Source organism: Corallococcus exercitus (assembly GCF_042231735.1).
Classification (GTDB): domain Bacteria; phylum Myxococcota; class Myxococcia; order Myxococcales; family Myxococcaceae; genus Corallococcus; species Corallococcus exercitus_B.
Genome location: NZ_CP102577.1, coordinates 5,165,088 through 5,177,893, shown reverse-complemented (window position 1 = coordinate 5,177,893; position 12,806 = coordinate 5,165,088). Strand labels below are relative to the sequence as shown.

The 12,806-nt window shown below is 71.9% G+C and carries 11 protein-coding genes; 5 read left to right on the top strand and 6 right to left on the bottom strand.

Features of this window, described 5'->3' with window-relative positions:
• Positions 1-4: 4 nt before the first annotated feature.
• Positions 5-1,285: an amidohydrolase family protein gene (locus NR792_RS20175; RefSeq protein WP_375754289.1), complete on the bottom strand. Its 1,281-nt coding sequence runs from the start codon at positions 1,283-1,285 to the stop codon at positions 5-7.
• 160 nt (positions 1,286-1,445) lie between these two features.
• On the opposite strand from NR792_RS20175, the gene NR792_RS20170 reads away from it, so the two are divergent.
• Entirely contained in the window at positions 1,446-2,738 is a 1,293-nt protein-coding gene (locus NR792_RS20170; protein ID WP_375754288.1) for a hypothetical protein, read from the top strand.
• Between the two features lie 28 nt (positions 2,739-2,766).
• On the opposite strand, the gene NR792_RS20165 is transcribed toward NR792_RS20170, so the two are convergent.
• Positions 2,767-4,719, bottom strand: a complete 1,953-nt coding sequence (locus tag NR792_RS20165) for an endonuclease/exonuclease/phosphatase family protein (RefSeq protein ID WP_375754287.1) — start codon at positions 4,717-4,719, stop codon at positions 2,767-2,769.
• Positions 4,720-4,860: 141 nt separating this feature from the next.
• Entirely contained in the window at positions 4,861-6,492 is a 1,632-nt protein-coding gene (locus tag NR792_RS20160; RefSeq protein ID WP_375754286.1) for a cell wall anchor protein, read from the bottom strand.
• A 161-nt stretch (positions 6,493-6,653) separates the two neighbouring features.
• Between NR792_RS20160 and NR792_RS20155 the strand changes: the two genes are divergently transcribed.
• A complete protein-coding gene (locus tag NR792_RS20155; protein ID WP_375754285.1) occupies positions 6,654-7,244 on the top strand; it encodes a DUF938 domain-containing protein in 591 nt (196 codons plus the stop codon).
• Positions 7,245-7,293: 49 nt separating this feature from the next.
• Here NR792_RS20155 and NR792_RS20150 read toward each other — a convergent pair whose 3' ends face one another.
• Both NR792_RS20150 and NR792_RS20145 read right to left on the bottom strand, forming a co-directional pair.
• Positions 7,294-7,866 carry a hypothetical protein gene (locus NR792_RS20150; protein WP_375754284.1) on the bottom strand — a complete coding sequence of 191 codons (573 nt, stop codon included), beginning with the start codon at positions 7,864-7,866 and terminating at the stop codon, positions 7,294-7,296.
• A gap of 139 nt (positions 7,867-8,005) precedes the next feature.
• Positions 8,006-8,764, bottom strand: coding sequence for a DUF1338 domain-containing protein (locus tag NR792_RS20145; RefSeq protein ID WP_375754283.1), 759 nt, complete (start codon positions 8,762-8,764; stop codon positions 8,006-8,008).
• Between the two features lie 182 nt (positions 8,765-8,946).
• On the opposite strand from NR792_RS20145, the gene NR792_RS20140 reads away from it, so the two are divergent.
• Positions 8,947-9,612 carry a hypothetical protein gene (locus NR792_RS20140; RefSeq protein WP_375754282.1) on the top strand — a complete coding sequence of 222 codons (666 nt, stop codon included), beginning with the start codon at positions 8,947-8,949 and terminating at the stop codon, positions 9,610-9,612.
• Positions 9,613-9,658: 46 nt separating this feature from the next.
• On the opposite strand, the gene NR792_RS20135 is transcribed toward NR792_RS20140, so the two are convergent.
• Entirely contained in the window at positions 9,659-11,206 is a 1,548-nt protein-coding gene (locus tag NR792_RS20135) for a hypothetical protein (RefSeq protein ID WP_375754281.1), read from the bottom strand.
• Between the two features lie 391 nt (positions 11,207-11,597).
• Here NR792_RS20135 and NR792_RS20130 point away from each other — a divergent pair, with 391 nt between their 5' ends.
• Together NR792_RS20130 and NR792_RS20125 are read left to right on the top strand one after the other, a co-directional pair.
• On the top strand, positions 11,598-12,134 hold the full coding sequence (locus tag NR792_RS20130) for a hypothetical protein (RefSeq protein WP_375754280.1): 537 nt from the start codon (positions 11,598-11,600) through the stop codon (positions 12,132-12,134).
• A 48-nt stretch (positions 12,135-12,182) separates the two neighbouring features.
• Positions 12,183-12,785, top strand: coding sequence for a hypothetical protein (locus tag NR792_RS20125; RefSeq protein ID WP_375754279.1), 603 nt, complete (start codon positions 12,183-12,185; stop codon positions 12,783-12,785).
• Positions 12,786-12,806: the final 21 nt, after the last annotated feature.

Below are 12,806 nucleotides of genomic sequence, written 5' to 3'. Positions count from 1 at the left end.
GCCTTCAGCGCCGGTACAGCGTGCCGCCCTTCATCACCAGCCGCACCCGGCGCACGGCGGTGATGTCCTGCGTCGGGTCGCCCTCCACGGCGACGAGGTCCGCGAAGAGCCCGGCCTTCACCTGCCCGATGCGGTCCTCCCAGTGCAGCATGCGCGCGTTGCCGGAGGTGGCCGCCTGGAGCGCCTGCGCGGGCGTCACGCCGCTGGCCACCAGCAGCTCCAGCTCGCGCGCGTTCTCCCCGTGCGTGAAGACGCCGGAGTCCCCACCCATGCACAGGGGCACGCCCGCCGCCAGCGCGGCCTTGAGGCCCTCGCGCTTCTTCTTCGCGGACTCGGGCTCCGGATCCACGCCGCGCTTCCAGCCCCGGTACTGGAGCATGGCGTCGCCCGCGGCCAGCGTGGGGCACAGGAACACGCCCCGCTGGGCCATCAGCTTCCAGACCTCCGGCGTGCCCGCGTCGCCGTGCTCGATGCTCTCCGCGCCCGCTAGCACCGCGCGCTTCATGCCCTCCGGCGTGCTGGCGTGCACGGCCACCGGACGCCCGCCGCTCTTCGCCGTCTCCACGATGAGGCGCATCTCCTCCAGGGAGAAGGTGGGGAGCGCCTCGCCGCGCGGGCCCCAGCGGTAGTCGCCGTAGACCTTGATCCAGTCCGCGCCGCGCCCCATCTGCCCGCGCACCGCGCGCGTGAGGCCGTCCACGCCGTCCGCCTCCTCCGCGCCCTGGGGCACCGTCCATTCGGAGGCGAAGCCCTTGGGGCCGTAGCTGCCGGTGGCGACGAGCGCGCGCGTGGTGACGACCATGCGGGGGCCCGGGATGATGCCCTGGTCGATGGCCTGCTTGAGGCCTACGTCCGCGTCCCCCGCGCCCTCCGTGCCCAGGTCGCGCGTGGTGGTGAAGCCCGCCAGCAGCGCCGCCTTCGCGTGGTTCGTGGCGCGCGCCACGCGCAGCGCCAGGGACTCCTTGAGCACCTGGTCGTCCCACTTCGCCTCGTTGTACGGATGCAGGAACAGGTGCGAGTGGCCCTCGATGAGCCCGGGCAGCAGCGTCGCACCGGGCAGGTCGATGACCTCCGCCCCCTCCGGGGCCTTCAGGCCCTGCGCGGGCCCCGCCGAGACGATGCGCTCGCCGGTGACGACCACCACCCAGCCCGTGTGGGGCTTCGCGGTGGTGCCGTCGAAGACGCGTGCCGGGCGCAGCACGTAGGAACGGGCAGGGGGCTGGGCCCGCGCGGACGCGGAGCCGAGGACCACGGACAGGACGGTGGCGAGGAGCAGGGCGCGCATGTCGGACGCGGAGTCTGCGCGCGTCCCACGGCCTGGGACCATGGGTTTGTGGGGCAGGTCCCTCCGGAGTGCTTTTCTTCACGCACGAAGTCAGCTTGTTCGCGCCCGTGCGTCAGGGGGCCGGCCCTGAACGCGGCACTCTTCCCCTGGGGGACCTTCCTTGCATCGATTGTTCGTACTCGCCGTGCTGCTGTGCGTCGCCTGTGGCGACAAGACCGACCCGGCTCCGGATGCGGGCACGAAAGGCCCGGCCACCCTCATCGTCCACTCGGACTGGTGGGACTTCACCGCCGGGCTCGGCGACATGCAGGGCATCACCGTCCTGCTGGGGGACGGCAGCCGCTTCCGTCAGCCGCTGGGCCGTGACGGCATCGCGCGGTTCCATGACGCGGCCATCACCGGACCGCAGGACATCACGGTCGTGATGGTGGGCGACGGCAAGGTGTGGGCGAGCACGACGCTGGGGGTGGAGGGCTCGGAGGTGTGGGTCCGCTCCGGCCTTGGCCTCCTGGCGGGCGGCTTCCGGGGCAGCCGGCAGGCCACCCTCACCGGCCGCGTGACGAACCTCACGGGCGCGCCGGCGCAGGTGCGCGCGGTGGGGAAGGGCTTCGCGGGGATCTCCAGCGTGAAGGAGGATGGCACCTTCAGCGTCGACGTCTGGAGCGAGACCGCCGGGCAGGTGGCGTTGCTCGTCACCGGTGGCACCGAACAGGCCGCGGCGGTGGGGCTGCTGCGGGACATCGCCGTGGGCGAGGGACGGACCGTCAGCGACCTGGTCATCCCCCTCCGGCCGTTGGACCAGCGGCTGCCCGTGGAGGTGACGAACCTCCAGCCTTATGGCGCGCTTTCGAGCGTCGCCGCCACCTTCACGCTCGGCTCGGAGCACCTCTTCACCACGAGCACCACCGGTGCCACGCCCATCGAGGTCCCCGCCATGGCCCGGACGCCGCCGTTCGACACCGTGGAGATCCAGCTGGTCGCGACGGCGGGCAGCGATGAGCGGACCGGGTCCGGGCGGGTGGTCGCGTACGCGCCGCTGGCTCCCGAGGGCGTCACGCGGCTGGCCCTGCCCGCGCCCGTGACGCTCACCTCGCCCACGCCGGGCACGGAGGCGGCGCCCGGCTCGGGACCGCGCTCCGGGCTGACGCTGCGCTGGAGCGCCGACCCCGCCGTGCACAGCGTGACGGTGCGCATGATTCCCCAGCAGGGTGAAACGGCGCTCGAATGGTACGTCACCGCCCCCGCGGCCGTGGGCAGCTTCACCCCCTTCACCCTGCCGGCGGAGGTGTCACCGCTGCGGGAGCTGACCGGAGGACTCTACTTCGTGCAGTGGTCCTCCCGCTCCCTGGGCGCGGGCCACGGCTACCAGGACCTCTTCAAGGAGGCCCGCACCGGGAACGAACCGGACGCCTGGTCCACGAACGCGTACGGCTACTCCGTCCTCCAGGACTGAAGCGCGCTCCGCTTCCCGCGTGCTGGCGCTACGGTGCCAGCGCGCGGAACACCTTGGTGTCCCCGTCGTAGTTGTTGGGGTTCCAGTACACCTTGTCCGCGCCGTCCCGGCCGTCGATGTCCGCGAAGAAGAAGCCGGTGTTCTCCGAGTTGCTGTAGCCGGTGTTGTCCATCACCGGGCTGCCCGCGAAGTTGGTGCCGGTGCTGGGGTAGACCTGCATGCGGCCCTCGCGGAAGCCCGGCCGCCAGAAGACCTTGTCCGCCTTGCCGTCGCCGTCCACGTCCGCGAAGTAGAAGCGGGACGTGTCCACGCCGCTGGTGCCCGCCTCGTGCAGGAAGAACAGCGCGAAGGCCCCCGCGCCGGTGGAGCGGTACACGCGCGTGCGGCCCCCTTCCTGGTCCGGGTTCCACAGCACGCGGTCCGCCCTGGCGTCGCCGTCCACGTCCGCGAAGTACACGCGCGTGCCCGAGTGGGTGTTCGCCCCGGTCGTGCTCGTCACCGCGGCGCCGAAGGACACCGTGCCGTTGCACTTCGACACGAAGGTGTCGAACGCGCCGGACTTCTGCGTGGGGTTCCAGCGCGCCAGGTCCGCGCACCCGTCACCGGTGATGTCCGCGAAGAAGAAGCGCGTGGCGTCGTGGGTGCTGGCCGCCTGCGTGACGGCCACGCGGTCACCGAAGGTGCCGTCGCACTTCGCGGGGTAGATGCGCACCTCGCCGTCCCCCAGGTTGGGCCGCCAGAGGACCTTGTCCGCGCACCCGTCGCCGGTGACGTCCGCGAAGAAGAAGCGCGTGGTGGCGACGCCGCTGGTCGCGCCCGTGTTCTTCACCGCCGCCTCGAAGCCGCCGTCGCACTTCGACTTCGCCACCCACGTCTCGCCCTCGCCCACGGCGTAATTCCAGGTGATGCGGTCCGCGCAGCCATCCCCCGTGACGTCCGCGAAGAACAGCTGCGTGCCCGTGGACGTGCCGCTGGGCGTGGGGGACAGGGTGGAGCCCGCGGAGAAGAGGGCGGGGCGAAGGGTGGCGAGCACCGGGTAGTGGTCCGACGGCGTGAGGCCGCCGCTCTCCGTCCGGTCGATGGCGGGCGCGGACGAGGTGAGCGCGCCCCCGTTGTGGAAGATGTAGTCCAGCCGGTTCCACTTCGTGGACGTGGAGCCGTTCCATGCGTTGTTGAACGTGGCGTCATCCACCCCCGTCACGCCGTCGAAGCGCGCGGTGCGGAACAGCCGCGCCCCGGCCTCCAGGTTCTCGATGGTGGCCTCCCCCGGCGTGGACTGCCCCTGCGCGTCGGAGTTGAAGTCCCCCAGGGCGATGACCGGCAGCCCGCCGGGCTTCGTGGCGAGGAACGACGCCAGCTGCTCCGCTTCCTTGAGCCGCCCCAGCGAACACTCCGCCGCGTAGGCGAAGTGCGTGTTGGCCACGAAGTACACCTGGCCCGACGTCAGGTCGCGCAGGCCCACCCAGGAGATCTTCTTTCCTTCCGCGTGGCTGAAGCACGTGGCGCTGGGGGCATAGGGATTCACGAGCGCCTCGTTGCCCTGGCCCACTTCAGGGGCAATCTCGAAGCGGCTCTTCTTGAAGAAGATGAGCTTCGGGCTGCCGCCGCCCGGGTTGTGGACGCCATAGGGCTTGTCCGTGCCCGTCAGCCCCGCGATGAGGTCCGCGGGGATGCTGGGCCCGCCCGAGGGCGCCTGGGCCTCCTGCACGCCCACGATGTCCGCGTTGTTCGCGAGGATGCGCTGGAGGACCGCCGCCTTGCGGTTGGGCCACGCGCGCACGCCCGTGTCCAGCGGCCCCCGCACGTTGTACGTCATCACCCGGAACGCCTTGTGGCCCGTCGCCGCCAGCGCCCGCGACTGCCCGGGCAGCGCGTCGCTGGAGGACTGCCCATTCCCTTCCGTCCCGCAGGCCAGGAGCAGCGAGGTGGACAAGGAGGACAGCGCGACGGCGCGCGCGAGATGGGAACGAAAGCATCGCATGACTGCGATTATACATGGAAAACGAGAAATAACATCAATTCCGTTGTCCATGCCGAGGCGGGCCGGAAGGTCTCACGGCGCACGCGAGGCCGCGCCCGGCGTGGTGCCGGACGCGGCCTCCGTACTGACTGCGATTGCGCGCTACTGGCGCACGACGCGCTTGAGCTTGAAGGGCGAGGGGGACTCGCTCATCGTGTAATAGGCCGTGCCGGTCGGGTCGTACTCGATGGCCTCGCCCTGGCCCTCCACGGTGTCCGTCAGGGAGACGGGCGCGGCGGCGAACGCGGTCTCGAAGGCGGCGCCGGGGGCGGCGCGGAACTCATACACCTTGCGGTAGGTGCGCAAGAGGAAGCGGTTGGCGCACGGGTGGATGGCGCCGGACGTGGCCGCGCCGTAGTTCGTGTCCGTGGTGGTGGGCAGCGGGAGGTTGGCCACGAACACGAGCGTGCTCATGGTGCCCGGCGTGGGCAGCGGCTGGGGGAACTTGTAGACCTTGCTCGCGCCTGAGTAGGACTTGGTGACGATGTAGATGTCGCCCGTGGTGGGGTGGACCATGATGGTCTCCGCGTCCTTGGGCGTGTCCGGGTACTGGAACGGGAAGGCCTCGGCGGTGAGGTTGCCGCTCGTCTGGCCCGCGCCGATGTTGGGCTCCGGGATGCGGTAGACGGCGAAGGTGGACGGCGGCGTGGGGAAGTTGGCGCTCGAGCGGCCGATGTCGCCCATGTAGATGCACTGGCCGGCGGGGCACGGGCCGCTGGTGACGTCCTCCCAGTCCGCGGGCGTCACGTTGGACACGTTGAAGGTGCCCTTGGTGCTCGCGTCCGCGGTGCTGATGGCGACGATGGCGGTGGTGTCCTCGTTGTGCGCGTAGATGACGCCCGGCGTGAGGCGGCTGGCGGCCAGGCCGGACGGCTCCACCAGCGCGGGGGCCGTCACGGTGCCCTGCGTGGTGTACGCGGTGGAGAAGGTGTCCCCCACGGAGCAGGACGTGGAGGCGTTGGCCGCGCGCAGCGCGACGACCTGCGCGGTGTTCGTCTCCGCGTAGGGGGACGAGCCGTTGAACGAGCCCTGCGCGCCCGCGGCGCCCAGGTCCTTGTAGGCGACGTTATAGATGACGCCCGTGGACGAGGACACGAGGCAGGTGTCCACGGGCTCGGTGAAGCCCGCGGGCGGGACGATGGGGCTCGCCGGGCACGCGGCGCCGGTCCACAGCTGCGAGCCGAACCACACCGCGACGCCGTTGGCGGTGCTGGTGGTGAGCGCGGGCGTGTTGAAGCTGGCGGTGAGGCCGTTCTTCTGGCCCGTCTGCGCGTCGATGGGGTTGGCCGTGTCCACGCCGGAGAACGCGGAGATGCTGCCGGCCATGTAGCTGGCGAGGTCGAGGGTGAACGCGTACGTGGACGGCTCGGAGGCGGTGGCCACCTTGTAGAAGACCCACGCCTTGATTTGCGACGCGCTCTGGTCCGAGCGCACCAGCGTCCAGCCCGCGGGCGGCGTCGCCACCGCGGCCACGTTGTTGCGGTTGATGATGCGCGCGAGCAGCACGTCACCCACCGCCGTGCCCGCGGGCTTCGCGATGCTCAGCGACGTGCGCGTGCTGCCGCCCGCCGTGGCGCTGCTCCGGTACGCGATGGTGGACACCGCCTGCCGGGCGGTGGCGACCTCCTGCTCGGGGAGGGAAGGGGCGTCCGCGTCCAGCGGCCCGCAGCCTGCGAGCGCGAACAGCGACACCGAGCACAGCATGCGTGAAACATTCCGGTTGAAGAACGTCAAGGTTGCTCCTGCGAGGGGGATGAGGCGGTACGGCAGGAGGTTGTCGGCAGGACGCGGAAAGTGTTGCGGACCCCGCGCGCGCACGGTCCGTCCGTTGGCTGTGATTGCAAACTTCCGCGAGCGGCCTTTCCTCGCGTGCGCGGGTGTGGAAGAGGGGGGGCATGAAGCGCCACGCCCCCGCCACCGAACGCAATCGCGAACCCCTGCTCGCCGTCCTCCGGGAGGTGCTGCCCGCGTCGGGCACGCTGCTGGAGGTGGCGAGCGGCACCGGCCAGCACGCGGCCTTCTTCGCGCGGGCCTTCCCGGGGCTGACCTGGCAGCCGACGGACGGGGACCCGGCGGCGCTGGAGAGCATCGACGCGTGGCGCGTGGAGGAGGAGCTGCCCAACGTGCTGCCTGCCCGCCTGCTGGATGCGGCTTCGGACACGTGGCCGGCGGCGCACGCGGACGCCATGCTCTGCGTGAACATGATCCACATCGCGCCGTGGGCGGCCTGCCAGGGCTTGATGCGGGGCGCGGCGCGCGTGCTGCGGCCGGGCGGACGGCTGGTGCTGTACGGTCCCTACTTCGTGGAGGGGAAGGACACGGCGCCGAGCAACCTCGCCTTCGACGAATCGCTCCGCGCGCGAGACCCGGCCTGGGGCGTGCGCGAGCTGGGCGCGGTGACGGCCGAGGCCGAGCGGCACGGGCTCCAGCGCGAGCGCGTGGTGGAGATGCCCAGCAACAACCTCACGGTGGTGTTCAGCCGGTAGGGCCTTCCACCGGGACGGTGTCTCCACCGTCCCGGCGTCCGGCACATGGCTACATGCCGGGGCAGTGGCCGCCCTTCAGCTGACGGGCGGTCTCGTGGACCTCGTCGATGAGCTGGCGCTTCTGCATGTGGTTCTGGGCGGAGTAGGTGATGGTGACGCCCTCTGGAGTGTCCGTCGCCACGGCCTTGGCGGGGACGGTGGGCGCCCCGGCCATGCCCTGGTCGCCACCGCCGCCGGTGCCGCTCTCATCGAGGCCGTCCTGCATCTCCAGGGAGGTGTCGCCCAGGTCCTCCTCCTGCGCCAGGTCCATGGGGGTCTCCGCGCTGGTGCGCATGGACTGCTCGTCCAGCATCCGCCGGGCGCGCGTCTGGAGGTCCGCCACCTGCGAGGGGTCGGACGTGGTGAACATGAGCGCCACGCCGTCGGACGTGTCCTGCGTCTGGACCTGCGTGCCCGGCACCGACATGGGGCAGCGTTGATCCGTCGAGGCCGGCATCGCCGTGGACTGGGCGGAGCCGGGCATCGGCTGCTTCGACTCCTCCTTGTGCATCCCCTTCTTGGAACAGCCGGCGGAGAAACAAAGCGCCGCGGCCGCGGCGAGCGTCAGCGAAAGTCGGGACATGGGCATGGTGTGCCTCCTCGTGCGGCAAGGTGGAGAGGCGATTCCGCCCTCGCAACACGCCCTCTCTTCCACCGTGCCTGAAGGCCCCACCCCCTGGATGGAGGCCTTCATCGCGGAGCCGACACGCCAGTGCGCGGCCTCAGCCCCGCTTCGTCATGTCGAACAGCGCGCGGGCCTGTGGCCCCAGGAACCCGTCGAACCCTCCCGAGCGCTGGGCGATTTCAAAGTACGCGTACGGCCATGCGCGCGTGCCTCCACCCCGGAGCGTCAGGGGCAGCGGGGCCGCGTGCGTGGCCGTCTGCCTCAGCGACGTGCCGGGCGCGCCCTCGATGTCCGCCTTCATGGGCACGCCCGCCTCGCGCATGCGCCGCTGCCATGCCTCCACGTCGTCCACCGAGCCGGTGAAGTGGTTCACCTTGCGGCCGAAGGCCAGCAGCCACGCGCCGTACTGCGTCTCCTTCTCCAGCTCCAGCAGCGCGGCTTCGTCCGGAGGCAGCGGCGCCGTGAACCACGCCGCGAGCGCCTCCACGTCCTCCGGCGGCGGCGGATCCACCGGCAGCGCGGCGAGCAGCTCGCGGGCGCGCGGCGACAGCTCCTCCGACTTCAATTCGGACAGGAAGACGCGCGGCAGTCCTTCCGGGTGCGCCAGGTAGATGGCGGACAGGTGCGCGTCCGGGAAGGTGTACGTGCCGGCCGGCCGCCAGCCGAACCGCTCGAACACGCGTGAGAACAGGGCGATGCCTCCCTCCGGCCGCGCGAGCGTGCGGAACGCGACGTGGTCGTTGCGGAAGCGTCCCCCGGACAGCGCCACGAAGGTGCGCGCGAAGGGGACTTCGGAGGCGTAGCGCTCCCACAGCAGGTCCAGCAGCCGCGAGGCGTCGGAGGCGGAGGTCGTCATGCGCGGCATCCTATGCCGCGGGTCCCTCCCCTCAAGGGCCACGCGGCGTGTCCGCGCGTGAAGCTGTCACCCCATGGTCGTTGAGGCACCCAGAGGCCCTCTGTCTTTGAGTGCCGCCCGCCTTCCGTATTAACAAGCTCAGGCCCGCTTAGGGCGGAAGACTGGAACACAAGGACACGGACATGAACGGAATGAAGATGGGGCTTCTGACCCTGGTATCGGGCCTGCTGCTGGCGTGCGGAGGGACGGTGGAGCCGGAGACCGCCGCGCCCACGCTGGCGCGGCAGGAGAAGGCCCTGTGTGGTTCCTGCGGCGACTCCATCTGTGACCCCGGCACGGAGACCGCCTTCAACTGTCCGCAGGACTGTGGCCTGGGCCCCACGTGTGGTGACTCCGTGTGTTGCGACGGAGAGACGCCGTCCAGCTGCGCGCAGGACTGCCCCTTCCTGTCTGACTTCTGCTACGTGACGCCCATGGGCTTCGCGTCCGCGTCCGCCGCCGGGCTGTGCGCCGTCTGCGGTGACAGCATCTGCGACCCCAGCGCGGAGAACAGCTACAACTGCCCGCAGGACTGCGGCAGCCCCGGTGGCTACTGCGGCGACAGCGTCTGCAATCCCAACACGGAGAACAGCTACAACTGCCCGCAGGACTGCGGCAGTCCCGGCGGCTATTGCGGTGACCGCGTGTGCGACTTCGGCACGGAGGACCTCTACAGCTGCCCGCAGGACTGCGGCTTCGTCGGGCCCACGTGCGGCGACAGCGTGTGCTGCGACGGGGAGACGCCGTCCAGCTGCGCGCAGGACTGCCCCTTCCTGTCTGACTTCTGCTACGTGACGCCGGCTTACTGAAGTCCCTTCCGGGCGCCCTGCCTCGGAAGGGGGCGCCCGGCGTGTCTCAGCGCAGCTCCACGCCGAGCCCGCCGAAGGTCATGGCCTCCAGGTGGCCGCCGTCTCCGGAGTGCGTCATCGGCGCCTCCGCGAGCCCCACCGCCACCAGCGAGTCCCCGTCCGCGTCCACGCCCAGCAGGTGGAAGTGGCGGCCCTGTCCCTCGGGGCCGGCCCGCCGTGTGCGCACCGTCTGGCCGTCGGCGGACGCGAGCGAGAGCAGGGCCCCGGCGCCGCGCGAGATGCTCATGCCGCCGTCCCATCGGTCCCACCCGGAGGCACCCACGGCGACGAGCCCCGCGTCCGTCCAGCGCAGCGCGGAGAAGTGGTCCGCGCGGCCCGTGTCCACGCGGTGCTCGAAGCGCAGGGCGCCCGAGTCGAGCGACAGCACGCCCAGGTAGCCGTCGTAGGGCGTCATCCGGTCCTGCACGCCCGGCGCGGACGGGTAGTAGGGGACGGTGCCATCCGCGCCCTCCGTCACCACGGTGCCCGCGAGCGCCACCTCGCCGCCGCGCACCGCCATGTCGAAGACGACGAACTCCGCGGCCCGGGCGGGCACGAAGACGTGCGTCCCGATGCGCGTCCCCACGGGCGTGAAGGCCGTCACGGCGAAGGGCTGGCGTTCGGTGTCCACCGGGCTGGTGACGTCTTCACCGGAGCGGCAGTGCACGGAGGTGAAGTCGTTGAACGTGCGGCTGGAGGCCATGCAGCGGGAGCTGTTCCAGGTGCGGCCCACCACCAGCTGGCCGTCCGCGTCCACGGCGAGCAGGGGCCGGAGCGGGGCCTCGCGCCAGCGGAACTCGTCATAGGCCCAGGCGGCCGGCTGCGTGGAGTGACGTCCGTCGAGGACGCGGGTCCACTGCTCGCGGTAGCGCCCGTCCGTCCACTGGAGCGTCATCAGCCCCGACGCCAGCTCCTGGGTGTCCGGCCCGCCTTCCGGGACGGCCACGAGCGACAGGAAGGCCACGGCCACGTCCTCGCCGCGCGCCTCCGTGCGCAGCCAGCCGTCGGTGAGGGCGTGGACCCAGGGCGACTTCATGCGGAAGGCGGGGGAGGGCAGGGTGCCTCCCAGGTCCGAGCCGGGCACCGTCGCGGGCGCGGGCAGCGGCTGCCGCGACAGCACCTGCCCGTCCGCGGACAGGCGCACCAGGTCGAAGGCCTCCGCCGCCGCGCCGGTGCGCTCGACGCCCAGGGTGGTCTCCCCGGACGGGTGCACGGTGAAGTCGCTCAGGAACTCTCCGGCCGCGGCGTCGAACCGCCACAGCAGGGAGCCGTCCTGGGCGGACACGGTGAGCCGGCGGGTGTCCCGGCCTTCCGCGTCCCGCGTCGTCTCCAGCACGAAGGTGCGTCCGGAGGCCCGCCGCACCTTGAGTCCCCCGAAGCCCGCGCGCGGCTGAACCGCCGAGGACGGCGTGCCCTGCTCGAACGCCCGGACGAGCCCGGGCACCGCGCAGTCCGTGCCCTCGCACGGCGACGCGGGGCCGTCCGTCCCGTGGCAGGCGGCGGCGCCCCACGACAGCAGGGCGCCCAGCAGGTACCGCGTCCGACGGAGGTCCATGGCTCGCATGCCTCCTCATACGGAGGCACGCGGCCCGGCGGGTCGTGCCCTCCGGTCCTGCCGCGTTGCCGGACAGCCGCGCCTGGGGGGGGCCAGGCGGCGCGAACCTGTCCGACTGTCGGACAGGTCTGGCGCCAAGGGCTCCCGGCCGGCGCCACCCGCCACGGCACCGACACCGCCTGGAGGGCGGCGCGGCCAGGCGCCTCATCCCCCGTGACGCTCACCACGAGGCGCTGGACGACCTGCCCGCGCGGCGGAAGCGGGCGCAACCGCCCAGCGTCAGGGACAGGGAGGTCAGCGCGGCCACGGCCAGGCGCGACGCGCGGATGACAGGAACCGCGGGGAGCCCGGGCTCCGCCGCGTCCACGGTCCTGCCGCTAGGATGCGAGCCATGTCCCGTCCGCCGCGCACCGTGCTGCCGCTGCTGGCCTGCGCCCTCTGCGCCTCCTCCTGCTACTGGCTCGACAACCTGCCCAGGGCCTCGGGCGAGTGCGTGGGCACGCATCAGGGACGGCGCGTGCACTGGCCCCTCCTGGAGGACTCCTCGCTGGTGCACCGCTCCGCGAAGGGCGAGCTGCCGGTCACCTTCATCGACCTGGACTACACGCCGGACGGCGAGCCGGTGCTGGAGGGCTTCGGCGTGGACATCCACCTGGTGGAGGGCGCCCGGGTGGAGGAGGACCGGACGGTGGACCTCCGCTCCCGGGAGGGACAGCTGGTGCCCGCGGAGCCGTCGCTGGTGACGCGGTGGGTGGGGAACATCGGCGGGGCGTCCGGCTACCTCGCCTTGCCCGGGGTCCCGGTGGAGGGCTCGGTGACGCTGGACGAGCTGTCGGGGTCGGCCGCGGAGGGCCGCTTCGTCTACCGCTACGCCGACGGCGGCGCGCTGACGTGCACCTTCGAGGTGATTGTCGCCGCAAGCGAATGACGCGGTGGGACTGACGGGAGGGGTGGGGGGCCTGGTTAGGATGGGCGGATGCTTCGAACCCTGTCCCGCACCGCGCTGCCGCTGCTGGCGTGCGCCCTGTCCACCACCGCCTGTGACGCCGTTCCGAAACCCGAGGGCGAATGCCGGGGCTCCCACGGCGCCCAGAGCGTGGTGTGGCCCATCGACACGAACGCCGTGATGTCCTCGTACTCCCACTACGACGGGACGCAGGGCACGCAGCTGGGCCTGGCGTACATACCGGACGGCGCCCCCGAGCTCGCGGGCTTCGGGGTGGACATCCTGATGCCGGGGGAGCCCACGGTGGCGGCCGGCGCGTGGACCGTGAAGCTCCTGCGGCAGGGGCAGGCGCTGGTGTCCGAGGACCTGTCGCGGATCCGCGAGTGGCGCGCGCACGTCGGCCCCTTCACGGACGGCTTTCCCGCCGCGTCCGGCGTTCCGGTGGAGGGGACGCTGACGCTGGACCGGTTGGTCCAGGGAGATGGCGAGGCCCAGGGCCGCTTCGTCTACCGCTATGAGGACGGCGGCGAGCTGACGTGCACCTTCAACATCACGGACCGGTTCTACACCGACGACAGCGATTGGGGCGGCGGTGGCGGTGGCGGCTGGGACGACGACGATGACGACGACTGAGCCGTGCGGCGCGGCCTGCTA